Origin of the sequence: Streptomyces liangshanensis, from assembly GCF_011694815.1 — a bacterium.
Lineage (GTDB): Bacteria > Actinomycetota > Actinomycetes > Streptomycetales > Streptomycetaceae > Streptomyces > Streptomyces liangshanensis.
Genome location: NZ_CP050177.1, coordinates 4,736,866 through 4,762,303 on the forward strand (window position 1 = coordinate 4,736,866; position 25,438 = coordinate 4,762,303).

Below are 25,438 nucleotides of genomic sequence, written 5' to 3' on the forward strand. Positions count from 1 at the left end.
AGGAGTTCGTCATGGCCGCTCGCGCCGCCAAGCCGCCCCGGCTCTACTTCAACCTCCGCAGCCCCTACAGCTTCTTCGCCCTGCGCGACATGGAGCGCGACTGCCCGGAGATACTCGACCGGCTCGAATGGCACCCCTTCTGGGAGCCGGACGGGACCAGCGAGAAGCTCCTCGCCGAAGCGCTGCCGGGGGCGGCGTTCCCCTACCAGGCGATGACACGCGCCAAGCAGTTCTACATCCTGCGGGACGTCCGCAGGCTCGGTGCCGAGCGCGGGCTGCGGCTGACCTGGCCGCTGGACCGCGACGTGTGGTGGGAACCGGCCCACCTGGCCTGGTTCGTGGCCGAGCGCGCGGGCCTGGGCCGGGTGTGGGTGGAGCGTGCGCAACGGGCCCGCTGGCTGGAGGGGCGCGACATCTGCGACCCGGCCGTCGTGCGGGAGCTGGCCGAGGAGATCGGCCTGGACGGCGAGGAGGTGGCCGGCGCCACCGACGACACGCTGATCCGCGAACAGGCTGCCCAGGCGCTGGTGGACGTCGTCCGCGACGGGGTGTTCGGGGTGCCGTACTTCATCAACGGCTCGGAGCCGTACTGGGGCCTCGACCGGGTCTCCGCGTTCGTCGCCTCGCTGCCCGCGGCCCCGGAGCCGGTGGCCCGCGAGCCGGAGCCGGCCGCCCTCGTTCCGGGCCGCGCCACCGACATCGGCCACGCGGGAGGCTGCGGATGAGTACCGCCACGGACACCGGTGCCACGCACACTGCTGCCACTGCCACTGCCACTGCCACTGCCACGGACGCCGCCCTCGGTACGGCGGCCTCCGGGACCCTGCCGCTCACCGCGATCCAGGAGGCGATGTGGACCGCGTACCGCATGGCCCCGGACAGCTCCGCCTACAACATCGTGATGCCGCTGCTCCTGCGCGGCCCCCTCGACCCCGCCGCCATGGCCGCCGCCGTCACCGCGGTCGGTGACCGGCAGGAGCTGCTGCGCTCGGCCTTCACCGAGCGGGACGGCACCCCGGTGCGCACGGCCGCCGCGTCGGCCGTGGTGCGCCTGGAGTCCCTGGACCTGCGGGACGCCGACACCGAGAGCTTCCACCGGGCCGTCGAACAGGCCGGGGCCCGCCCCTTCCGCCTGGAGTCCGCGCCCTTCCGGGTGGTGCTGGTACGGGGTCCCGGCGACCGGTGGGGCCTGGTGACCGCCGCCCACCACATCGTCAGCGACTTCACCTCGCGCTGGCTGCTGGTCCGCGACCTGCTCGACGCGTACGCCGGTCTCGCGGCCGGTACGGAACCGGCCTGGCGGGCCCTGCCCGCCTCCTACACCGACCACGCCGCCGAGGAGCTGCGGTACACCGGCTCCGAGGCCGGGGCGCGGGCCGCAGGACTGTGGCGCGAGTCGGTCGCGGGCTCGCCCGCCGCCGAACTGCCGCTCGACCGGCCCCGGCCCGCCGTGCGCTCCCTGCGGGGCGGCACCGTGGTCCGCCCGCTCGCGGCGGAGGTCACCGACGGCCTCGGCGCGGCGGCGGACGACGCGGGGGTGACGCCGTTCGCGTACCTCCTCGGTGTGTTCCAGGCACTCACCCACCGCTGGACGGGGCAGGAGAACTTCGTCCTCGGCGTGCCGGCCACCAGCCGGATGGGCCGGGCCCAGCGCGACGTGATCGGCTGCTTCCTCAACACCATGCCCCTGCGGGCCGACTTCGACGCCGCGAGCACCTTCCGCGAGGTGGCCCGGCAGGCCGGCGAGCGGATCATGCGCGGCATGATCAACGTCCGCTACCCGTGCTCGCTCGCCTTCCCGCAGGCCACCGTCTTCCGCACCGCGCTCTTCCTCGTCCAGATGGACCGGATGGACCCGCCGGTGCCGGGTGTCCCGCCGGGGGAGCGGGTCGGCCCCGCCGTCCCGTACGCCGGGCTGGACGTGGCGCTGATCGACGTACCGCAGCAGGAAGGCCAGTTGGACCTGCTGCTGCGGATCGAGCAGACCCCCACCGGGGTGAGCGCCGTCTTCTCCTACGACACCGACGTGCTGGACCGGTCCACGGTCGAGCGCTTCGCCGACGGGTACGAGCGGCTCCTCGCCGCCGCCGTCTCCTCGCCCGCCACCCTCGTCGCCGACGTGGAACTCGCCGGGCGCGACGAGACGGACGCGCTGCTGGCGCTCGGGGCGGGCACCACCGCCGACTTCGGCGACTTCGACTCCTTCGAGAACTCCTGGGACCACTGATGAGCACCAGCACGGGCACGAGCACCAGCACGGGCACAGGCACGGGCACGGGTTTGCGCGTCGCGATCACCGGAGCGGGACTCGGCGGACTGACCGCCGCGGCCTCGCTGCACCAACGAGGCCTGGACGTAAGGGTGTACGAGCGCGCGGCGACCCTGCGCGAGCAGGGCGTCGGGATGCACGTGGGGCCCAACGGCACCCGGCTGCTGCGCCGCCTGGGCCTCGGACCGGCGCTGGACCGGGCCGCGGTGCGCCCCGAGGCGCTGGAGGTACGGGCCCTGCACGACGGGTCGCTGCTCACCCGCCAGGAGATGGGCGCCGGATGGCAGGAGCGCTTCCGGGCCCCGTACCTCACCGTCCACCGCGGCGACCTGCACCGCATGCTGGCCTCGCTCGTCCCGCCCGAACGGGTGCGCACCGGGAAGGAGTTGGTGCGGTACGAGGAGACCGTGTACGGCGTCGTGCTGCACTTCGCCGACGGGTCCCGGGACCACGCGGACGTGCTCGTCGGCGCCGACGGGGTGCACTCGGTGGTCCGCGGCGCCCTGGCGGGCCGCGACGAGCCGGTGTACTCGGGCAACAGCGCGCTGCGCGGGGTGGTGGACGCGGCCGACCTGCCGCACCTGGACCCGTCGCTGATGTACATGTACGCGGGCCCCACGACACGGGTACTGCTGTACCCGGTGAGCGGGGGCACGCAGTTCACCTACGTCGTCGTCACCCCGGCGCCGCCCGGCGCCGACGAGTCGTGGACCAGCGCGGGCGAGCCGGCCGACCTGGAAGCCGTTCTGGCGGGCTGCGACCCGGCGCTGGGGCGGCTGGCCCACGCGGCGGGCGAGGTACGCCGCTGGTCGCTGCACGACCGCGAACCGCTGCCGAACTGGAGCACAGCGCGCACGACGCTGCTCGGTGACGCGGCCCACCCCATGCTCCCGCACCACGGACAGGGAGCCAACCAGGCCATCGAGGACGGCGTGGCACTCGCCATCTGCCTCGAGGAAGCGGCACCGGGGGCGGACGGCATCGCTGCCGCGCTCCGCCGCTACGAAGGGACCCGCAGACCGCACACGACCACGGTGCAGCTCGGGTCCCGGACCGGACGACCACCCACGAAGGAGAACACCATGAACAACAACCGGAACAACAACTCCAACAACAACCGCAACAACGTCAACGCCGACAGTGTCAGCTGGATCCTGGACAACGACGTGGAGGCCAACTTGAACAACAACAACAACGCCAACAACAACAACCTGAACAACAACAACCGCAACAACGTGAACTCCGCCGCCTGATCGAGGCAGTTCACCGCACGCGATTCCCGCATCGGTACGGGCCCCCGGCGCTCTCCCCGCGCCAGGGGCCCGCGCCTGTTTCCGGGCCTGTTCAGGCGCCTGTTCCCGGGCCTGGTCCGGGGCCCGACCGGCCCGGATACATGCCCGATAGGCCTTCGATAGCTCGCTGTCCAACCATGGCCACTACCTCACCGACACGAAAAGGAAACCTCACATGAGCGAGCAGCAGACCGAGGAGACCGCCTACCGGGTCGTCCTCAACGGCGAGGAGCAGTACTCGATCTGGTGGGCCGGGCGCGTCCTGCCCGCCGGCTGGCACGCCGAGGGCACCGAGGGCACCCGCGAGGAGTGCCTGGCCCGCATCAACGAGGTGTGGACCGACATGCGCCCGCTGAGCCTGCGCCTGCGGATGGACGAGGCAGCCGTCTAGGCCGGCCAGGACACGCACACCCCACCCCGCCCGATCCCGATGGAGGAGAGACCGTGAACGACCGTACGCTGTCGGGATCCGTGCCCGGACCCCCGCTGCTGCCCCAGCTGTTCGCCGCGCAACGCACCCGTACCCCTGACGCCCCCGCCGTGCTGCGGCCCGACGGGAGCACGGTCAGCTACGCCGGACTCGGCGCCCGCGCCGACCGGTTCGCCGCCGCGCTGCGCGAACAGGGCGTCGGTCCGGGCGACTTCGTGGGCGTGTGCCTGCGCCGGGGCCCCGACCTGATCGCCGGGCTCCTCGGCGTGTGGCTGGCGGGGGCCGCCTACGTGCCGCTGGACCCCGAGCACCCGGAGAGCCGGATCGCCCTGGTCCTCGCCGACGCAGGGGCACGGGTGGCGCTCGCCGAGCGGTCCACCGCGGACCGGCTGCCCGAGGCCACCGCCGTGCTGCTCACGGAGGACGTCGGCGTACGACTCGCCGGGGACGGCGGCGCACCGCTCGCGGACGACGGGGGCGCCGAACAGCCGCTGTCCGTCCCGCGGTTCGTCCCCGACCCGGCCCGTCCCGCCTACGTGCTGCACACCTCGGGATCCACCGGCCGCCCCAAGGGCGTGCTCGTCCCGCACGGCGGCATCGCCAACCGGGTGCGCTGGCTCACCCACCGGCACAAGCTCGGCCCCGCCGACCGCATGCTGCTCAAGACGACCGTCGGCTTCGACGCCGCCGGACTCGAACTCTTCGCCCCGCTCATCAGCGGCGGCACCGTCGTGCTCGCCCCCGAGGGCGCCGAGCGCGACCCCGCCGCCCTCCTGGCCGCCGTCACCTCCCACGGCGTGACCGTCCTCCAGGGCGTGCCCTCCGTCTACCGCGGGCTGGTCGAGGCGGCGGGACGCACCCACCACGCGCCCTCCCTGCGCCTGCTGTTCAGCGCGGGCGAGCCCCTGCACGCCGAACTCTGCCGCGACCTGGCCGTGCTCGCGCCCGGCGCCGGGATCTGGAACACGTACGGCCCCACCGAGGCGTCCGTCGACATCACCGAGCACCACTGGGACCCGGAGCGGGACAGCGGGCCCGTCCCCATCGGCCGCCCCATCGGCAACATGCGCGTCGTCGTCCTCGACCCCGCCGGCCGGCCCGTGCCCGTCGGCGTCCCCGGCGAACTCCACGCGGGCGGCGTCGGACTGGCCCTCGGCTACGCCGGGCGCCCCGACCTGACCGCCGAGCGCTTCGTGCCCGACCCGCACGTCGAGGGCGCCCGCCTCTACCGCACCGGCGACAAGGTCCGCTGGCGCGCCGACGGCACGTTGGAGTACCTGGGCCGCCTCGACCACCAGGTCAAGGTCAACGGCGTACGCGTCGAGCCCGGCGAGGTCGAGGCGGCGCTCGCCGCCCACCCGTGGGTGCGCGCCGCCGTCGTGGCCGCCGTGCCCGACGGCGACGGGGGCCACCGTCTCGCCGCCTGGGTCCAGTCGCGCGGCCAGGACCTGCGCCCCGAGGAGCTGCGCGCGTTCCTGCGCCGCTCGCTGCCCGACGTCCTGGTCCCCGCCCTCTTCGTCCCCGTCGACCGGTGGCCGCTCACCGCCAGCGGCAAGACCGACCGCGGCGCGCTGCCGCTGCCGTCGGCGGCCGACCTCGGCGGCACGCACGTGCCGGTGCGCACCACCGCCGAGCGGGCCGTCGCCGAGGAGTGGTCCAAGCTCATCGGCACCCCCGCCGGGGACATCGGCGCCACCCACGACTTCTTCCAGCTCGGCGGCTCCTCGCTGATGCTGACCCGGCTCTCCGGCGCGCTCTCCGCGCGGGCGGGGGCCGCGATACCCCTGCGCGTCCTGTTCACCGAGACGACCGTCGAGGCACAGGCCGCGCTCCTCACCCGCACGGCGTCCGGGACCCGGCAGGACGGGGCCACGGACACCACCGGCGACCCGGACTCCGCTCCCGGCGGCCGCGTGTCCGCCCCCGGCGGCCCCGAGTCGGCCCCCGCCGCCCCGGACGCCCTGCTGCCCGTCGCGCGCCCCGCCGAGGGCCTGCCGCTCTCGCACGGCCAGCGGAGCATGTGGCTGCTGGACCGGCTGCGCCCCGGCAGCTCCGAGTGGAACGCCCCCACCTTCCTCACCCTGCCCGCCCACTACGCGGACACGACCGTCCTCGCCGCCCTCGACGCGCTCGCGGCCCGGCACGAGATCCTGCGCACCCGGTACGTCCCGCTGGGCGCCGAGCCCGTACAGATCGCGGACCCGCCCGGCGCCCGGCCGGTCGAGTCCCGTACCGTCCGCGCCACCACGCCCGAGGCGCTGAACGCGCTCGTCCACGACGAGTTCACCCGCCCCTTCGACCTGGAGAACGGCCCGGTCTGGCGGGCGCTGGTGATACGGGGCACCGACAACGCGCCCGCCCTCCACGTGATCCTCTCCGTCCACCACATCGCCTGCGACGGCTGGTCCTCCGTCGTCCTGGAACGCGACCTCCAGGCCCTCGCCGAGGCCGCCCACACCGGCACCCCGGCCGCGCTGCCGCCGCTGCCCGTGCAGTACGCCGACCACGCCGCGTACCGCCGCAGGACCCTCACCGACGCCGTCGTCGGCCGGGAACTGGCCCACTGGAAGCAGGTGTTGGCCGGCATCACGCCGCTCGACCTGCCCGCCGACCGGCCCCGGCCCCCGGTGCGCGACGCGGCGGGAGCCGTCCACGTCTTCTCCGTACCGCCCGAACTGACCGAGCGGGCCGCCGCGCTCGGGCGGCACGCCGGGGCGACCCTCCAGCAGACCCTGCTGACCGCGTTCGCCACCCTCGTCGCCCGGTTCACCGGACGCTGGGACATCCCCGTGGGGGTCCCGGTCTCCGGCCGCGAGCGCCCCGAGGTCGCCGACGTCGTCGGCTTCTTCCTCAACACCCTCGTCCTGCGCTGCGAGTTGGACCCGGCCGGCGGCTTCGACGACGCGCTGATCCGGGTACGGGACCGGGCCAGGGACGCCTTCGCCCACCAGGACCTGCCCTTCGACGCCCTGGTCGAGGCCCTCGACGAGAGCCGCGACCCGTCCCGTACCCCGCTCTACCAGGTCATGTTCGACCTGCACGAGGAGGGCGGCACCGGCACCGCGACCGGCGCCGCCGACATCGAGGCCTTCCGCGGCGCCTGGCAGGCCGCCCGTACCGACCTCACCTTCGTCGTCCAACGGCAGCCGGACGGCTCCCTGTTGGGCCTGGTCGAGTACGCCACCGCCCTCTTCGACGCGGCGACCGTGGAGCGCCTGTGCGCCTCCTGGCTCCGGCTCCTGGAGTCCGTCACCGCCGACCCGCGCACCGGTCTGCGCGAGGCCGGGATCCTGCCCGCCCCGCTCCTCGGGGAGATCGTCGGCCGGGGCCCCGGCGCGCCCGAGCCCGGGGGCGCCGAACCGGCCGAACAGTCCGTGTACGAGGCGATCCTCGCCTCCGCGCGGCGCGCGCCGCTCGACACCGCCCTGGTGTGCGGCGACCACACGTGGACGTACGAGCGGCTGATGCGCCGCGCCGGGGCCTTCGCCCACCGGCTGCGCGCCCTCGGCGCCGGGGCCGAGACGCCCGTGGGCGTCATGCTGGGCCGTACGCCCGACCTCGTCGCGGCGGTCCTCGGCACCTGGCAGGCGGGGGCGGCCTTCGTGCCGCTGGACCCGGCCGCGCCCGACGAGCGGCTCGCGCACGTCCTGGCCGACGCCGGGGCCCGCGTCCTGGTCACCACCACCGAGGGCGGCCGGCGCCTGGCACCGGCCTTCGCCGGGCCGGTGCTCGACGCCGACACGGACGGCGGCCTCGCCGCCGCCGACGACCAGGCCTTGGCCCCGGAGGCGATCGCCGACGACCCCGCGCGCCTGGCGTACATCATGTACACCTCCGGATCCACCGGCCGGCCCAAGGGCGTCGCCGTCGAACACCGCACGCTCCTGCGGACGTTGAGCGCCTTCCGGGACCATCTCGACTTCGGCCAGGGACCCGACGACGCGTACCTCGCCCTGTCCCAGCCGACCTTCGACATCTCCTGCACCGAGCTGTACATGCCGCTCGTCGCCGGGGGCCGGGTCGTGCTCGCGCAGGAGCGGGACCTCACCGACCATCGCGCGCAGATCCGCCTGATCGACCGGCACGCGGTCAGCCACATGCAAGCCGCGCCGCCGCACTGGCAGATGCTCCTGGACGCCGGGTTCGGCCGCCGGCCCCTCGTCGGCAAGACCGGCGGCGAGCCGACGCCGCCCGCGCTGGCCAGGGAACTCGCCCGCGGCCTCACCCGGTTCATCAACGAGTACGGCCTCACCGAGACGACCATCGCCTCCACCCGCTGGGACGGCGACGACACCGCGCGGAGCGTGCCGCTCGGCCGCCCGTACCCCGGCGTCACCACCCGGGTCCTCGACGAGTACCTCGTGCCCGTCCCCTACGGCGTCACCGGCGAGCTCTGCATCGGGGGACCCGTCCTGGCCCGTGGCTACCGCGGCCGGCCCGACCTCACGGCGGCGGCCTTCGTCCCCGACCCGTACGGCGAACCGGGCGCCCGCCTCTACCGCACCGGAGACATGGCCCGGATGCTGCCCGACGGCACCCTGGAGTTTGCCGGGCGCGCCGACGGCCAGGTCAAGATCCGGGGCCGGCGGGTGGAGACCGGGGAGGTGCAGGGCGTCCTCGCCGAACACCCCTCCGTGGCCCACGCGGTGGTGGTCGTGCACGGCACCGGCGACGAGGCGGCCCTCATCGGCTACTGGGTGCCCGCCGAGGACCGTCCCGTACCGGGCGACAGCGACCTGCTCGACCACTGCGCGCGCCGGCTGCCCGACTACATGGTCCCGGCGCTCCTGATGCCCATCGACCACGTCCCGCTCACCCGGCACAACAAGGTCGACATCGCCGCCCTGCCCACCCCCGACCTCACGGCCGCGCTCGCCGACGAGCCGTACACCCCGCCCCAGGGGCCGGTCGAGGAGCTGATCGCCGACATCTGGGCGGAGGCGCTGTACGGCCCCGACCACGTGGAGGGCCACCGCGTCGGCGCCCGGCAGGGGTTTTTCCGCATCGGCGGCAACTCCGTGCGGGCCGCGCGGGTCGTCGCCCGCATCCAGGAGGAGTTCGACGTCGAGATACCGCTGCGGACCGTGTTCGAGCGGCCCACCGTCACCGGGCTCGCCGCCGCCGTGGAAGAGGCCGTAACGGCCGAGATCGAGTCGCTCACCGAAGCCGAACTGGCCGTCGCCCACCGGGAGTACCAGCCGTGACCGCACCGACCGCCCCGACCTCGCCGACCGGCCCCGCCGCCCCGGCCGGAGCACCCGCGCCCACCGCGCCCACGCAGCAGGAACTGCGCGCCCAGCTGCTCAACCGGCGCCTCGCCGGGCGCGCCGGGCGTACCGGCGGGGCGCCCGCCCGCCCCGCCATCCCGCGGGCCGACCGCACCGGACCGCTCGAACTGTCGGCGGGCCAGCGCCAGTTGTGGTTCCTCCACCAGCTCGACCCCGACAGCCCCGAGTACCTGCTGCCGATGGCCTACCGGCTGCGCGGACCGCTCGACCCCGACACCCTGCGCGGCGCCTTCGACCGCCTCGCGGCCCACCACGAGATCCTGCGCACCCGGTACGTCCTGGACGGCGCCGAACCACGCCAGATCGTCGACCCGCCGCGCCCCGTCGACTTCACCGTCACCGACCTGCCCGGCCTCGACGCGGCGGCCCGGGACGCCGAGGCGACCGCCTTCACGCAGGCCCGCGCCACGGAGACGTTCGACCTGGCCACCGCCCACCCGCTGCGCGTCGGAGTGCTGCGCCTGGCCGACGACGACCACGTCCTGGTCGTCGTCATGCACCACATCGCCTGCGACGCGCTGACCCGCCCCATCCTCCTGGCCGACCTGGCCGCGCTCCACCGGGGCGAGCGGCTGCCCGAACTGCCCGCGCAGTACGCCGACTACGCGGCCTGGTCCCTCGCCCGGCAGAGCGGCCCCGCCGCCGACCGGAGCCTGGAGCGGTGGCGCGAGCAGCTCGCCGGACTCGAACCGCTCGCCCTGCCCACCGACCGCCCCCGGCCCGCCGTGCGCGCCTGGGACGGCGCCGCCCACGGCTTCGACGTCCCCGCCGACGTCACCACCGCCCTGCGGACCCTCGCCCAGGACAGCGGCGCCACCCTCTTCATGGTGCTGCTCACCGCGTTCCAGACGCTCCTGGGCCGCTACACCGGCAAGCAGGACGTCGCGGTCGGTACGGCGGTCTCCGCCCGTACCCGCCCCGAACTGGCCCGCATGGCCGGATACGCCTACAACAGTCTCGTCCTGCGGGCCCGTTGGGACGGAGACCCGGCCTTCACCACCGTCCTCGGCGCCAACAGGACCACCGTCCTGGACGCCTTCGACCACCAGGACACCCCCTTCGACCGGATCGCCGACGAACTGGAACCCGGCCGCGACCTGTCCACCACCCCGCTCTTCCAGGTGATGTTCGACCTGGCACCCGGCGACGGAGCCCGCGGCCCCGACCTGCCGGGGATCACCGCGACCCCGGTCGCCGCGAGCGGGCGCATCGCCCGCTTCGACCTGACCATGCACCTCACCGAGCAGGACGACGGCACCCTCCACGGCAGCCTGGAGTACGCCACCGCGCTCTTCGACGCCACCACCGCCGCCCGGATCACCGGCCACTACGCCCGGCTCCTCGCCGCCGTCGCCGCCGCGCCCGGCACCCCCCTCTCCGACCTGGAGATCATCGGCCCGGACGAGCGCGCCCTGCTCCTGGACGGACCCGCGACCCCGGTCGGCACCGCCGCGCCGATCGACCCGGCCGCCCTGCGGCCCGTCTTCGAGACGATCACCGAACAGGCGGCGGCCACCCCGTTCGCCGTCGCCGCCCGGCACGGCGACACCACCCTCAGCTACGGCCGGCTCGACCACCAGGCCGAACAACTGGCGCGCCGCCTGGTCGAGTTGGGCGCGGGCCCCGACACCATGGTCGGCGTCCTCCTCGACCGCTCACCGCAACTCGTCGCCTGCCTGCTGGGCATCTGGCGGGCGGGCGCCGCGTACGTACCCATCGACCCGGAGTACCCGCTGCCGCGCGTACGGCACATGCTCGGCACCACCGGCACCCGGATCGTCATCACCCAGGCCCGGTACGCCGACCGCTTCGAGGGCACCACGACCCTCCTCCTCGACGACCCGCGCGAACGCGCCGTCATCGGGGCGGCCCGGGCCGAGCTGCCCCGTACGTACGACCTCGACCAACTCGCCTACGTCATCCACACCTCCGGCTCCACCGGCCGGCCCAAGGGCGTCCTCGTCACCCACCGCGGCCTCGCCAACTACCTCACCTGGACGGTCGGCGCGTACGCGAGCGCGGGCACCGGCGGCGCCCCCCTCTTCTCCTCGGTCGCCTTCGACCTCGGCGTACCCGACCTCTACGCGCCCCTGATGACCGGGCAGCGCGTCGACCTGCTCCCGCAGGACTTCGACACCGCCGACCTCGGCGCCCTGCTCACCGAAGGCGCCCCCTACTCCTTCATCAAGCTCACCCCCGGCCACCTCAACCTGCTCGAACAGCAGCTCACGGCAGGGGAGATCGCCCACCTGGCCGGCCTGGTCATCGCCGCCGGCGACTCCTTCACCGCCACCCTGGCCACCCGCTGGACCGAGGCCGCCGGGCCCACCGGCACCCGCCTCGCCGCCGAGTACGGCCCCACCGAGATCACCGTCGGGAACTCCGCGTACTTCGTGGACGAGGGGATCACCACCGAACTCGTCCCCCTCGGCCGCGCCCTGCCCAACACCACCATGTACGTCCTGGACGACCTGCTGCGCCCCCTGCCCGTCGGCATCCCCGGCGAGGTCTGGATCGGCGGCATCGGCCTCGCCCGGGGCTACGCGGGACGCCCCGACCTCACCGCCGAGCGCTTCCTGCCCGACCCGTACGGACCCCCCGGGGCCCGCCTCTACCGCACCGGCGACCTCGCCCGCGTCCTGCCCGACGGCAACCTCGACTTCATCGCCCGCGCCGACCACCAGGTCAAACTCCGCGGCTACCGCATCGAACCCGGCGAGATCGAGTCCGCCCTCAGCGCCCACCCCGCCGTCGCCGACGCGGTCGCGCTCGTCCGCGAGGACAGTCCCGGCGACCAGCACCTCGTCGCCTACCTCGTCGCCGCGGAAGGCGCCGACCCGCAGGCCCTCACCCCTGCCGCGCTGCGCGCCCACATCGGCGACACCCTGCCGCCGTACATGGTGCCCAGCGCCTACGTGACCCTCCCCGCCCTCCCGCTCACCGCCAACGGCAAGCTCGACCGCCGCGCCCTGCCCGCACCGGGCCGCGCCGCGACCGCCGTCGGCGCACACGTCGAGGCGCGGGACGCCACCGAGCGGGCCGTCGCCGAGGTCTGGGCGACCGTCCTCGGGCTCGACACCGTCGGCGTCCACGACAACTTCTTCGACCTGGGCGGCGACTCGATCCGGGCCGTCTCCCTCGTCGGCGCCCTGCGCGAGGCGGGCTGGGAGACCACCGTCCGCGACATCTTCGAACACCGCACCGTCGCCCGGCTCCGCGCCCACCTCGGCGAGCCCCGCGACACCGAAACCCCCGCCGTCACCCCCCGGTTCGCGCTGATCGACGAGGCCGACCGGGCCGTCCTGCCCCGCGACGTCACCGACGCCTACCCGGTGTCCCTCACCCAGGCCGGCATGCTCGTGGAGATGTACGGGGCCAGCCCCGAGCGCCGCTACCACAACATCACCTCCTTCCGGATCCGCGACGAACTCCCCTTCGACCGGGAGGCGTTCCAGAAGGCCGCCGACCTGATCACCGAACGCCACGAGGTGATGCGGACCTCCTTCTCCCTCGACGGCTACTCCCGGCCCCTCCAACTCGTCCACGCCGCCGCCTCGATGCCCTGCGTGTACGACGACCTGCGCCACCTGCCCGCCGGCCAACGCGCGGAAGGCCTCGCCGAGTTCGCCGACCGCGACCGCGAGCGGCTCTTCGACCTCACCACCGCGCCCCTGATGCGGATGGCCGTCCACCTCCTGGACGACGAGAGCTGGTGGCTCTCCATCACCGAGTGCCACCCCGTCATCGAGGGCTGGAGCTACCACTCCCAGCTCATGGAGATGCTCCGCGCCTACCGCGCCCTGCGCACCGGCGCCGAGCCCGAGCCCGCGCCGCCCCTGCCCGCCGTCCGCTACGCCGACTTCGTCGCCGGTGAGCTGCGCGCGCTCGACAACCCTGCGGACCGCGCCCACTGGGAGCGGATCGTCGAGGGGTACGAGCGGTTCGACGTCCCCGAGGGCTGGGCGGACGACGCGGGGCCCGACGAGCGCTTCCGCGTCGACGTCCCCCTCGGCGACACCGAGGCGGGCCTGCGCGCCCTGGCCTCCGCCGCGGAGGTCCCGTACAAGAGCGTCCTGCACGCCGCGCACAGCAAGGTGCTCTCGCTCCTCACCCGCTCCGGGCGCTTCCGCGGCGGCATGGTCGCCGACGCGCGCCCCGAGGAGGCCGGCGCCGAACGGGTCTCCGGGATGTACCTCAACTCCGTGCCCTTCCCGTACGAGACGGGCGCGGCCACCTGGGGCGAACTGGCCCGGCAGGTCTTCGCCCGCGAGGTCGAGCTGTGGCCGCACCGCCGCTTCCCGATGCCCGCGATGCGCAGGCCGGGCGGCGAGAGCCACCTCATCGACGTGCTCTTCCACTACCTGGACTTCCACCAGGTCGACACCGACCTCGTGGACATCATGGCCAGCCGGGACGACAGCCCCAACGAGTTCCGGCTCGTCGTCGGCACGCCGGTGCCGGGGCACCTCTCGATCGCCTCCCGCACCAGGACCCTGTCCCGGGGCAGCGCCAAGCGCCTCGCCGCCCTCTACACCGCCGTCCTCGCCGACATGGCCCGCACCGGCGCCGACGGCGACGCGCGCGGCGCCTTCCCCGACGCCTACGAGCGACGCGCCCTGGAGGCCCCCGCCCTGCCGCACTCCGACATCCCGGCCGACGCCCTGGCCGCCTTCGAGGCGCGCGCCGCGCAAAGCCCCCGGGCCAACGCCCTGACGTACGAGGCGGGTTCGCTCACGTACGGGGAGCTCGACGCCCGCGCCAACCGCATGGCCCACGCCCTGCGCGCGCTCGGCGCCGGACCCGAGACGCGGGTCGCGGTCCTGCTCGACCGGGGTCCCGACCTGGTGGCCGCGCTCCTCGCGGTGTGGAAGACCGGCGCCGCGCAGGTGCCCGTCGACCCCTGCACCCCGGACGCCCGGATCGCCCACCTCGGCTTCACCCTCGGGATCGCCTCGGCCGACCACGCGGAGCGCCTCGGCACGGTCCCGGTCCTCGTCACGGACCGGATCACCGACGACACCCCCGCGACCCCGCTCGGCCTCACCCACGACCCCGACCGGCTCGCGTACGTCCTGCACACCTCCGGGTCCACCGGGGAGCCCAAGGGCGTCGAGATCAGCCACCGCTCGCTCGCCCACTACCTGCACTGGGCGGTCGAGGAGTACGCGTCCGCCGGGACGGGCGGGGCGCCCTGGTTCACGTCCGTCGGCTTCGACCTGGGGCTGCCCGCCCTGTACGCGCCGCTGATGACCGGGCAGAGCGTCCGGCTGCTCCCGGCGGCGTACGCGCCGCAGGACTTCGGAGCCGAGCTCCTCAAGGGCGCCCCGTACTCGTTCGTCGGCCTCACGCCCGGCCATCTCACCCTGCTGGAGAGCCAGTTGACCGACGCCGAACTGGGCTCCCTGGCCGCGCTCGCGATCTGCGCGGGCGACGCCTACCCGGCGGCGCAGGCGGCCCGCGTCGCGGCCCGCATCCCGGCGGACGGCATGCGGCTGGCCGCCGAGTACGGCCCCACGGAGGCCACGGTCGCGGCTACGGCGACGCGTGTCCTGCCCTTGGGGGCCCAGGCTCTGGGCGCGTCGGACCCGGGCGCGCTGGCCCCGGAGGCCTCGGCTTCCTCGGCTGCCGCGCACCCGGCCGAGGTCGGCCAGGCTCCCGGGCGGCCGGACGCCACCCCTACAGCCGCCACCCGCCCACCCGCCGCCCGCCCCTCCGGGGTCCGTACCGGACTCCAGAGCGCCGACGACCTCGTCGCGCCCGTACGCGCCCGCGCGCCGCGCAGCCTCGTGGCGCTCGGATCGCCGCTCCCCGGGGTGACCCTGCGGCTGCTCGACGCGCGGCTGCGCCCCGTCCCCGACGGCATCGTCGGCGAGGTGTACCTGGGCGGCGAGGGCCTGGCCCGCGGCTATGCGGGCCAACCGGGCCTGACCGCCGCGCACTTCCTGCCCGACCCGTACGGCCTGCCCGGGACGCGCCTGTACCGCACCGGCGACCTGGCACGCCGACTGCCGGGCGGGGCGCTGGAGTTCATGGGCCGCGCCGACGACCAGGTCAAGATCCGGGGCCACCGCGTCGAACCGGCCGAGGCCGAGGCCGTCCTCGCCGCCGACCCGGCCGTACGGGAGGCGCTCGTCGCCGCCGTCGACGCGGCGGACGGCGGGAAGCGCCTGGCGGCCTGGGTGGTCCCGGCGCCCGGCCACCCCGTGTCCGTCCCCGCGCTGCGGGACCGGCTGCGCGCGGTGCTGCCCACGGCGGCGCTGCCCGCGACGATCACCACCGTCGCCGAACTGCCCCTCACCGCCCACGGGAAGCGCGACCGGTCCGCCCTCGTGGCGCGCGCCGCGACCGCCGCGGACGCCCCCTACCTGGCCCCGCGCACCCGGACCGAACGACTGCTCGCCCAGGTCTGGGCCGACGTCCTCGGCCTGGAACAGGTGGGCGTGCGGGACCACTTCAGGGACCTGGGCGGCGACTCGCTGCTCGTACCCCCGCTGCTGCTCGCGGCCCGGAAGGCCGGACTCGCCCTCGACCTGGCCACCGCACTGCGCCACCCCACGGTGGAACTCCTGGCCCAGGCACTGGACCACGGCTCCCCGGCCGCCCAGGACCACCGCTCCCCGGCCGCACCCGACCACCACTCCTCGGTTCAGGAAGGCTCATGATGCGTCACCTCATCTCCATCGACGACCTCACCGACGCGGAACTGCGGGGCATCGCCTCCCGGGGCGCCGAGTTCTCGGCCGGCCTGGCCGCCCCCTCCGCCCCGCTCGCCGGGCAGGTGGTCGGCGTCTACTTCGCGAAGACCTCCACCCGTACCCGTACCGCCTTCTCGTCCGGATCGCTGCGGCTCGGCGGATCCCTGATCGCGTACGGCCCCGGCGACCTCCAGCTCAACACCGGCGAGACCACGGAGGACACCGGACGGGTGCTCTCCGGGATGCTCGACGTCCTCGTCGCGCGGACGGCCGGACCCGAGGCGGAACTGCGCGGCTGGGCCGCCCAGGACCGGATGTCGGTCGTCAACGCCATGGGCGCCGAGGAGCACCCGACGCAGGCGCTGACCGATCTCACCACGCTGGTACGGCACTTCGGCCGGATCGACGGGCTGCGGATCCTGTACGCGGGGGAGGGCAACAACACGGCGGCGGCGCTGGCGCTCGCGCTGACCCGCTTCCCCGGCGTCGAGTTCGAGGTCCGTACCCCACCGGGCTACGGGCTCACCGCGTCCGTCCTGGAACGCGCGCACGCGCGGGCGGCCCGCTCGGGGGCCCGGCTGGTGGAGCGGCACGACATGGACGACCTGCCCGAGGGCTTCGACGTCGTCTACACCACCCGCTGGCAGACCACCGGCACCAGCAAGCCGGACGCCGACTGGCGGGACATCTTCGCCCCGTTCCAGGTCACGGCGGAGCTGTGGCGGACCAGCCCGGGAGCGGTGTTCATGCACGACCTGCCCGCCCACCGCGGCGAGGAGGTCACGGCGGACGTCCTGGACGGCCCCCGGAGCATCGCCTTCGCGCAGGCGACGAACAAGATGCACAGCGCGATGGCGGTCCTGGAGTACGTACGGGCCCCGGCGGCGGTGGCGGATCCCGAGCCGCTCTCCGTGCGGGGCGTGCGGGACGGACTGGTGGCCGCGCGATGAATCCGCCCCCCGAGTCCGTCACGGACCCCGCGGTCCTGCCCTGGCTGCTGGCCGAGGAGCCGGCGCCGGAAGGCGCCACGGACCGCAGGCCCCCGCCCGAGCCGGAACCTGAACTCCCCTCCCCGGCCGCCGAGTCGGCGCCGGCCGAGGCCGTCGTACCCCTGCGGCGCAACCGCGACTACCGCCTCCTGTGGGGCGGGGCCGGGCTCTCGCTGCTCGCGGGGCGGGCCACGGCCGTCGCGTACCCCCTGGCCGTGCTGTGGGCGACGAAGTCGCCGGCCGACGCCGGTCTGGTCGGCACCGCGCTGCTGCTCCCGCAGCTGGTGGTGCAACTGCCCGGCGGGGCGCTCGTCGACCGCTGGGACCGGCGCCGGATCATGCTGGCCGCCGGGACGGGACAGACGCTGATCGCCGCGGCCGTCGCGGCGCTGCTGCTGACCGGGCACGTCTGGCTGTGGGCGCTGCTGGCCGCGGCGTTCGCCGAGGGCACCCTCGGCGTCCTGCACCAACTGGCCGAGCGGGCCGCCGTGCCGGCCGTCGTACCGCGGGAGCAGATCTCCGCCGCGATGACCGGCAACGAGGCCCGTACCCGGGGCGCCGCGATCGCGGGCCAGCCGCTGGGCAGCGGGTTGATCACGCTGGGGGCCGCCTTCCCGTTCGTGGCCGCGGCCGTGGGGCAACTGGCTTCGGTGATCTGCCTGTTCGGGGTACGGGGCAAGCTCCAGCAGACCCGGGAAGGGCCCCGGCAGGCGATCGCGACGGAGGTCAGGGAGGGGCTCGTCTGGATGTGGCGCCAGCACTTCCTGCGCGCGGTGATGGCGTCGGTCGCGGTGTCCAACATCCTGTTCCAGGGGCTCAACCTGGCGGTCATGACCGGTATCCAGGCGGCGGGCGGGTCGGAGTTCCAGGTCGGCGTGGTGCTCTCGCTGAGCGGCGCGGGGGGCCTGGTGGGCGCGATCACGGGCGGCTGGTTCACCGAGCGCGTGTCGATGCGGGCCCTGGTCATCGGGGGCCTGAGCGTCTGGGCGCTGCTGATGGTCCCGGTGGCGGCGCTGCGCGACCCGTACGCGCTCGGTGCGATCTTCGCCGCGAGCGGTTACGTGGGGGGTGTGTTCAACGTGGCCGGCGGGGTGTATCTCGTCCGCATCGCCCCGGACGGGATGCGGGGCCGCGCCAACTCGCTGGCGATGCTGGTCGGCGGGGGAGCGATGGCGGCGGGTCCGGTGGCGGCGGGGTTCGCCCTGGAGGCGCTCGGCCCGACGAGCACGATCCTGTGGCTGAGCGCCGCCATGGCCCTGACGGCCCTGACGGCCCTGCTCTCACCCGCCCTGCGCCGCGGCCCGTTCGCGTCCACGCCGGAGGAATGAGCGCACCTCCGCGACCACGCTGTCCTCAAGCGCCGGACGGGCTCGATCTGTCCTCAATCGCCGGACGGGCTGGACTCAGCCCGTCCGGCGATTGAGGACAACATCGGCCCGTCCGGCGCTTGAGGACCGGGGGTGTCCGGTCTACGCGCCGCGCAGCCTCCTTCCGCGGCGCGCGCCTGTCCGCAGGATGACCAGGACCGACACCCCCATCGCCACCGCCAGGGCGGTCAGGGCCACGAGGGACGTCGTGTCCGGGTCCAGGGGGGCCAGGCCCCGTCGTGCGTGCCAGAGCAGGAGTGCGGCGAACGTGGCGTGGCCGAGGGCGGCGACGACCACCAGCGCCGTACGTACCGCCGCGTCCCGCAGGACGGGCACGCGCGTCGCGAGCAGGCCGAGGCCGATCGCGACCAGGGGCACCAGTTGCAGCGCGTGCAGCCCCACGAAGTGCGCGACCCGCAGGTCGCCCGCCCCGCTCGCCCAGCCGGTCAGCGGCATCCCCGGACCGCCGTCCGGCGCGCCCACGGTGTGCGCGCCGAGGATGCCCGGGCTGCCCCCGGCGTCGAGGGCGTCCGCCTGGGCCGGGGTGGGCGTGGTCATCAGGAAGCCGACGGACATGCCGGCCAGGGAGATGAAGACCCCGAGCGGGATCGCCCACGCCATCGGCCGGTCCACCCGGCGCTGGAGCATCAGCAGGACCCCCAGGACGAGGGTCAGCCCCCAGCCCAGGTAGGCCGCCCCGCCCATGGCCTTGACCAGGATGTCGTCCAGGGTCGTCGACACGTTGAAGTGGCTGCGCACTCCCCGGGCCGCCTGGAACGTGATGATCGATATCTCCGGCGCGATGAACCCCACGACGGCCACCGTGCCCAGCACGCGCAAGGTGCGCCGCCAGGCCCGGGTCCGGCCGATCATCCAGGCCAGCGTGAGCGCGTACAGCCCGAACGACACCGCGAACTTGAACGGCTTGAGCCACACCCCCTCACCCAGCAGGGTCCGTTCGTCGACCGCCATGCCGACGACGGCCGTCACGGCGAGTAGCCCCATGGCCGCCGCGCAGTAGGCCAGGGGGCGGTGTAACCGTGCTAAGCCCTGCCGGCCGTCGTCGTTGCCGTTCTCCTTGACCTGATGATCCATCAGATCGGTCACAGTGACTCCTTCGAGGTGGGGGGTAGCGACTGTCTTCGGCCAGCGAACTGGCCCGAAATCGATGTACGAATCCGTACATCGATTTCCGGAGGACGCTAGTCCGCCGCCGTATCGCCACGGCATCGCGACGGCTTCGCCCCCTCTCTCCCCTCCCCCCTGACCGGCCGCCGACACCGCCGGAGACCGCCCACCGCCGCCGTCGGACGCCGTATAGGACGCCGATAGCGGCCGCCGCCAGAGTCGTTCCCGTACCGCACACCCCCTCTCACCGCACCGAGACGAAGGAGATCCACCGATGCCGCTCAACACCACGAACCGGCGAGGCGTCCTCAAGGCTGCCGTCGGCGTCGCCGGCGCGGCGGCCGCGGTGTCGGTGGCCGGCGTGCTGCCGGCCGCCGCGCACGGCCGGCCGCACCGCCGCCGCCTCCCCTCCATCCCGGGCATGGTCGGCGACCGCTGGGCGAACGAGTTCTGGTACGAGTACGACGAGCGCTTCTACTACAACCCGACGCCCGAGCTGGTCGAGGCCGTCGACGTCATCACCGCGCCCTTCGGCGACTTCACGCAGACCGACGCCGCCTGGGCCGCCGCCCGCGCCAGCGGCCGCTACCCCCGCAGCTTCATCGAGCTGATCAAGCCCAACAAGGACGCCTTCGAGCTGCTGTCGCGGGCGCAGCGCGACGTGTACGACGAGTTCTACGGCGGCGACCCCAAGGGACTGCTCTTCGCGTTCCAGGAGTTCGGCCAGGGCGTCCTGTTCGACCCGCGCCGCCCGGCCGGCAACAAGGTCCACATGATGAACTACACGCCGCCCGCCTTCACCCACGCGTACCACCGCTGGCACCCCTTCCTCGCCGGCTTCCAGCTGCTCAACGTGGACAAGCACTGGTGGGCGCACATCAACCGCCTTGCGGGCACGGCCTGGGAGCTCCAGTCCATCGGGCAGCCGGTCAACGACGCCAACGACAACAAGCGCCTGCCGCGGCGCACGGTGGACGGCGTGACCCGCAAGTGGCTGCGCCGCGACACGCGCCAGATCGACAAGGCCTTCGACAGCTACCCGTACCCGGCCGACATCGGCCGTTTCTAGGCCACGGCACCCCGGCTCCACATCTCCCCGTACGACTCAGGAGGCACAGCCCACCATGCATGCCACGACTGGAACATCCCCCCGGATCGGCGTCTGGATGATCGGCGCCCGAGGCTCGGTCGCCACGGCTGCGACCGCGGGCGCCGCCGCGATCAGCGCGGGCTCTGCCTCCTCCGACGGATGCGTGACGGACCTTCCCCCGTTCCGTGACGCATCGCTCCCGGCCCTCGCCGACCTGGTGTTCGGCGGACACGACATCGTCGGCGTCCCGCTGCCGGCGAGGGCCGGGCAACTCGCGGAGGCGGGCGTGCTGCCCGCCGGGATCCTGGACACGGTACGAGCCCCCCTCGCCGCCGCCGACCGGGAGATCCGCGACGGGGCGGGGCGGGAGGGCGAGCCGCAGGCCGCGGCCGCCGCCCGCCTCGCCGCCGACATCACGTCCTTCCGGGACCGGCACGGCCTCGAACAGGTCGTCGTCGTCAACGTCTCGTCCACCGAACCGCTGCCCGACCCCGACCCGGCCTTCCTCGACCTGGACACCCTGGAGGAGGCGCTGGCCACCAGCACCGACCTCCTGCCGGCCAGCTCCCTCTACGCGTACGCCGCCTTCCAGGCGGGCTGCGCCTACGTCAACTTCACGCCGTCCGCCGGGGCTTCGCTGCCCGCGCTGGAGCAGCTCGCCCGCCGCCGCGGCGTCCCGCACGCGGGGCGCGACGGCAAGACCGGCGAGACGCTCGTCAAGAGCGCGCTCGCCCCGATGTTCACCCAGCGGGCGCTGCGCCTGCGGTCGTGGTCGGGGACGAACCTCCTCGGCGGCGGCGACGGGGCCACGCTGGAGGACCCGCGGGCGGCGCGCAGCAAGACGGAGTCGAAGCAGCGCAGCCTGGAGGAGACCGTGGGGCACGCGGTCGAGGGGCAGGTGCACATCGACAACGTCCCGGAGATGGGGGAGTGGAAGACCGCCTGGGACCACATCTCCTTCCAGGGCTTCCTGGGGGTGCGGATGTCGATGCAGTTCACCTGGGTGGGCTGCGACTCGGCGCTCGCCGCCCCGCTTGTCCTGGACCTGGTCCGCCTCGCGGCGCTGGCCCGGCGGCGGGGGGAGGCGGGGGCGCTGCCCGCGCTCGGCTTCTTCTTCAAGGACCCGGCGGGTTCGCGCGAGCACAACCTGACGCTCCAGTACGAGGCACTCACGCGCTGGGCGACGGCTGAGGCCCCGGAGACGGGGGCCGCAGCGGCCAACTCGCCCGCTTCCACGGGTGCGTCGCGATGACGACCGCGACGCGCGCGCGTACGGTGCCTGGGGCGGAGCCCCGCGCGGACGCGGTGGCCGCCCCGTCCCCGTCGCCGTCCCCGTCCCCGTCCCCGGGGTCCCGCTTCCGGACCCTCGTCGAGCTGGTCAGGGCGCCCGCCGCGATCACCGTGCCCGGCGACGTCCTGGCCGGTGCGCTGGCCTCGGGCCGCGCCCCGGTGGCGCGCACCCTGGCGCTGGCGGCGTCCTCCGTCGCCCTCTACTGGGCGGGCATGGCCCTCAACGACTGGGCGGACCGCGACGAGGACGCCGTGGAGCGCCCCGAACGCCCCATCCCCTCGGGCCGCCTGACCCCGGGCGCGGCACTGGCCGTGGCGGTGGGCCTGACCGGCGCGGGCCTCGGCATCGCGGCGCTGGCGGGGGGCGGTCGTACGGTACTGCGGCGCACCCTGCCGCTCGCGGCGGCGGTCTGGGCGTACGACCTGGGCCTCAAGTCGACCCCCCTGGGCCCGGCGACGATGGCCGCGGCCCGGGCCCTGGACGTCCTGCACGGCGCACCCCCCGGCCGCACGACCCCCGCCCTCCCGGCGGCGGCGACGATCGCGGCGCACACCCTGGCGGTGACGCGCCTGAGCCGCCACGAGGTCCACGGCGCCCCGCACTCGGAACCCCGCGTCTCCCTGGCCACGACAGCGATGATCACAGCCACCCTGGCCACCCCGGCAACCCGCCTGCTGACGACCCTGGTACGCGCCTCCGCAGCGGCCTCCGCCATCCCCTTCCTGCCCACAACGGCCCGCCACGTGTCCCCGCCGACCACCACGGCCGCCCCGCCGACCACCACGGCCCGCCACGCGGCCCCCGCGCCGATTCCGCACCCGATCGCGGTACGCGGCCCGGCCCCGGCCGTGTCGGCGGTCCCGTCCCCCACCACGGTCCGCCACGCGGCCCCCGCGCCGATTCCGCACCCGATCGCGGTACGCGGCCCGGCCCCGGCCGTGTCGGCGGTCCCGTCTCCCACCACGGTCCGCCACGCGGCCCCCGCGCCCGTTCCGCACCCGATCGCGGTACGCGGCCCGGCCCCGGCCGTGTCGGCGGTCCCGTCCCCCACCGTGGCCCGACACCGGACACCGGCGCCCGAGCCGGGACGGCCGCCGACCCTGAAGCCCCACCCCGGACAGGCGTCCGTCGCCCGGCCGCCGGTCCCGTCGGCGCGCCAGGCGGCCCCGGCCCCCGCCGGGCACCGGGCACCACCCGCAGCGGGACAGCCGGAACCGGAGCCGGTCGCGGCGCCGTTGACCGCGGCGGTGCGCGGCGCCGGGCCCGCCGCCCGGCCGCCGGCCGCTGTCGGCCCCCGTACCGGACCGGCCCCCGTCACCACGTCCGCGCCGCCCACCCCTTCGGCCCCCGTCGCCCCCTCGGGCGGGCCCGCGCGGTTCACCGCCGCGCAGTGGCTGGCCGTTGCCGGGGCCGGGGCGCAGCTCGCGGGGCCGGCCGCGGTCTCCGTGGCCCGGCTTCTCGCCACGCGAACCGACGCCACGGCCACCCCGGGGGCCGCCACGCCCCGTACCGCCACCGCCTCGGCGACCGCCGGAGCCCGTACCGTCACCGCCCTGGCGACCGGCGACGGCGGGTCCCGAGCCATCGCCACCGCCCTGGTCACCGCCACCGCCGCGGCCACGTACGCCGTCACCTGCGTCCGCGCCCAGTCCGCCGTCGCGCGCCACCCCTCCGCCCCACGCGTGCGGGCCGCCGTCGGGGCCGGGATCCACGCGCTGCTGCCCCTCCAGGCCGCCCTTGTCGCGCGCGCCGGGGCACCGCTGGCCGCCCTGCCCCTGGGCCTCGCACTCCCCGTGCTCGGACGCCTCGCGAGAAAGGTGTCCTCGACATGACCACACCCCCGCGCACCCAGGCCCTCACGACCCCGGCCGCCCCGCCCTCGGGCGCAGAGGCCTTGAGCCCCTTGGCCCAGTCCTCCCGTAACCGGACATCCACCCGGCCACGCACCGAGGCCCTGGTCGTCCGCGACCGCGCCACCCCGCCGCGTGCCGAGACCCGGAGCACCCGCACCCGCACCCCCACCCCCGGCACCCCCCGATTCGCCTACGGCACCAACGGGTTCGGGGACCATCGGTTGCCCGATGCCCTGCGGGTGCTCGCCGATCTGGGGTACGAGGGGGTGTCCCTCACGCTCGACCACCAGCACCTCGACCCGTACGCCGACCACCTCCCGCGCCGGATCGCCGACGTGCGCCGGGTGCTCGACGTCACCGGGCTCGCGCTGGTCGTCGAGACCGGGGCCCGCTACCTCCTCGACCCCTGGCGCAAGCACCGCCCCACCCTGCTCAGCGCCGAGGCCGACGGGCGCGCGATGCGGCTGGACCTGTTGCGCCGCGCCATCGGCATCGGCGCCGAACTCGGCGCGGAGGCCGTGCACTTCTGGAGCGGAACCGCCGACCCGGGGACCCGGCCCGAGGACGCCTGGGCGCGGTTGGTCGACGGATGCGCCGAGACCGTGGCGCACGCCGACGCCGCCGGGATCGACCTCGCCTTCGAGCCGGAACCCGGCATGCTCGTCGCCGACCTCGCCGGCTACCGCAGGCTGGACGACGCGCTGGGCCGGCCCGACCGCTTCCGCCTCACCCTCGACATCGGCCACTGCCGCTGCCTCGAACCGCACAGCGTCACCCGGTGTGTCGAACTGGCCGCCGACCGGCTGGCCCATGTACAGATCGAGGACATGCGGCGCGGGGTCCACGAGCACCTCCCCTTCGGCGAGGGCGACATCCACTTCCCGCCCGTCCTCGCGGCACTCGGCACCGCCGGGTACCGGGGGCTGGTGTCCGTGGAGCTTCCCCGGCACAGCCACGCCGCCACCGCGACCGCCCGGCACAGCATCGAGTTCCTGCGCTCCGCAGCCCTTCTCAAGGAGGTCGTACCGGTATGACAGCCCCGACAACGGCAGTGGCGCCGCCGCCCGCCGTGTGCGACGCGCTCGTCCTGCGCACCCTCAAGGAGTGCCTGGGCTCCGGCCTCGGCCAGGAGAACCGCACCCGGCTCGCCGCGGATCTCGCGGCCGTCGACGCGCAGGGCCCCCGCGCGCTCGACAGCCGCTTCCCGGCCGCCGGCCGCGTGTACGGCAGGGGCCCGCTCCCCGGCTGGGCCGGCTGGTCGACGGAGGACGCCGTACGGACCGTACTGCTGGCCCGACTGCCCCTGGAGGGCGACGAGTTGGCGCGCGAGGCCGCCCGGCGCTACCACCACGGCGACGCCGCCGAACGGCGGGGCGTACTGCGGGCCCTGGCCTTCCTGCCGGTCGGCGCGCACGGGCTGGAGCTCACCGACGACGCCCTGCGCACCAACGACAACCGGCTGATCGCCGCCGCGCTCGGCCCGTACGCCAAGGTCCATCTCGACCAGTACCGCTGGCGCCAGGCCGTCCTCAAGTGCCTGTTCACCGGCATCCCGCTGGCCAAGGTCGCCGGCCTGCACGAGCGCCGCGACGCCGAACTCGCCCGCATGGCGGCCGGGTTCGCCGCCGAACGCCGCGCCGCCGGCCGGCCGATCCCCGACGACCTGTGGCTGGTGGACGCCTACGAGCAGTAGGAACCGACTCCCAGGACCCGAGGACACCTCAGGCCCCCAGGACCTCAGGCCCC

Annotated in this window: 14 protein-coding genes; 13 read left to right on the plus strand and 1 reads right to left on the minus strand. The window is 75.1% G+C overall.

Features of this window, described 5'->3' with window-relative positions; all coding sequences use genetic code 11:
• Nucleotides 1-11 precede the first annotated feature (11 nt).
• The 8 genes from HA039_RS20590 to HA039_RS20625 all read left to right on the plus strand — a co-directional run bounded on the left by HA039_RS20590 (nt 12) and on the right by HA039_RS20625 (nt 18,291).
• Entirely contained in the window at nt 12-725 is a 714-nt protein-coding gene (locus HA039_RS20590; protein WP_167032099.1) for a 2-hydroxychromene-2-carboxylate isomerase, read from the plus strand.
• On the plus strand, nt 722-2,227 hold the full coding sequence (locus HA039_RS20595; RefSeq protein ID WP_167032102.1) for a condensation domain-containing protein: 1,506 nt from the start codon (nt 722-724) through the stop codon (nt 2,225-2,227). The genes HA039_RS20590 and HA039_RS20595 overlap by 4 nt, the downstream gene beginning before the upstream one ends.
• On the plus strand, nt 2,227-3,522 hold the full coding sequence (locus HA039_RS20600; RefSeq protein WP_167032105.1) for an FAD-dependent monooxygenase: 1,296 nt from the start codon (nt 2,227-2,229) through the stop codon (nt 3,520-3,522). Before HA039_RS20595 ends, HA039_RS20600 begins: the two co-directional genes overlap by 1 nt.
• A 214-nt stretch (nt 3,523-3,736) precedes the next feature.
• A complete protein-coding gene (locus HA039_RS20605) occupies nt 3,737-3,952 on the plus strand; it encodes an MbtH family protein (RefSeq protein WP_167032108.1) in 216 nt (71 codons plus the stop codon).
• A 53-nt stretch (nt 3,953-4,005) separates the two neighbouring features.
• Nucleotides 4,006-9,195, plus strand: a complete 5,190-nt coding sequence (locus HA039_RS20610) for a non-ribosomal peptide synthetase (RefSeq protein WP_167032111.1) — start codon at nt 4,006-4,008, stop codon at nt 9,193-9,195.
• Nucleotides 9,192-15,941 (plus strand): non-ribosomal peptide synthetase, encoded by a 6,750-nt coding sequence (locus tag HA039_RS20615; RefSeq protein WP_167032114.1) that lies wholly within the window; start codon nt 9,192-9,194, stop codon nt 15,939-15,941. Before HA039_RS20610 ends, HA039_RS20615 begins: the two co-directional genes overlap by 4 nt.
• Complete coding sequence (locus tag HA039_RS20620) at nt 15,941-16,924, plus strand: ornithine carbamoyltransferase (protein ID WP_167037228.1); 984 nt, start codon at nt 15,941-15,943, stop codon at nt 16,922-16,924. The genes HA039_RS20615 and HA039_RS20620 overlap by 1 nt, the downstream gene beginning before the upstream one ends.
• Entirely contained in the window at nt 16,921-18,291 is a 1,371-nt protein-coding gene (locus HA039_RS20625; protein WP_167032117.1) for an MFS transporter, read from the plus strand. Before HA039_RS20620 ends, HA039_RS20625 begins: the two co-directional genes overlap by 4 nt.
• Before the next feature lie 141 nt (nt 18,292-18,432).
• Here HA039_RS20625 and HA039_RS20630 read toward each other — a convergent pair whose 3' ends face one another.
• The gene (locus HA039_RS20630) at nt 18,433-19,437 is read right to left on the minus strand and encodes a hypothetical protein (protein WP_167032120.1); all 1,005 of its coding nucleotides are present in this window, start codon (nt 19,435-19,437) and stop codon (nt 18,433-18,435) included.
• A 295-nt stretch (nt 19,438-19,732) separates the two neighbouring features.
• On the opposite strand from HA039_RS20630, the gene HA039_RS20635 reads away from it, so the two are divergent.
• Genes HA039_RS20635 through HA039_RS20660 form a run of 5 tightly spaced genes read left to right on the plus strand, consistent with a single transcriptional unit; the run spans nt 19,733 to nt 25,385 of the window.
• The gene (locus HA039_RS20635; RefSeq protein WP_167032124.1) at nt 19,733-20,527 is read left to right on the plus strand and encodes a Tat pathway signal sequence domain protein; all 795 of its coding nucleotides are present in this window, start codon (nt 19,733-19,735) and stop codon (nt 20,525-20,527) included.
• Between the two features lie 55 nt (nt 20,528-20,582).
• Nucleotides 20,583-21,800, plus strand: coding sequence for an inositol-3-phosphate synthase (locus HA039_RS20640; RefSeq protein WP_167032127.1), 1,218 nt, complete (start codon nt 20,583-20,585; stop codon nt 21,798-21,800).
• Complete coding sequence (locus HA039_RS34530; protein ID WP_341830028.1) at nt 21,797-23,671, plus strand: SCO3242 family prenyltransferase; 1,875 nt, start codon at nt 21,797-21,799, stop codon at nt 23,669-23,671. The genes HA039_RS20640 and HA039_RS34530 overlap by 4 nt, the downstream gene beginning before the upstream one ends.
• Nucleotides 23,668-24,726, plus strand: coding sequence for a sugar phosphate isomerase/epimerase family protein (locus HA039_RS20655; protein WP_167032130.1), 1,059 nt, complete (start codon nt 23,668-23,670; stop codon nt 24,724-24,726). The genes HA039_RS34530 and HA039_RS20655 overlap by 4 nt, the downstream gene beginning before the upstream one ends.
• The gene (locus tag HA039_RS20660) at nt 24,723-25,385 is read left to right on the plus strand and encodes an EboA domain-containing protein (RefSeq protein WP_167032133.1); all 663 of its coding nucleotides are present in this window, start codon (nt 24,723-24,725) and stop codon (nt 25,383-25,385) included. Before HA039_RS20655 ends, HA039_RS20660 begins: the two co-directional genes overlap by 4 nt.
• Nucleotides 25,386-25,438 lie beyond the last annotated feature (53 nt).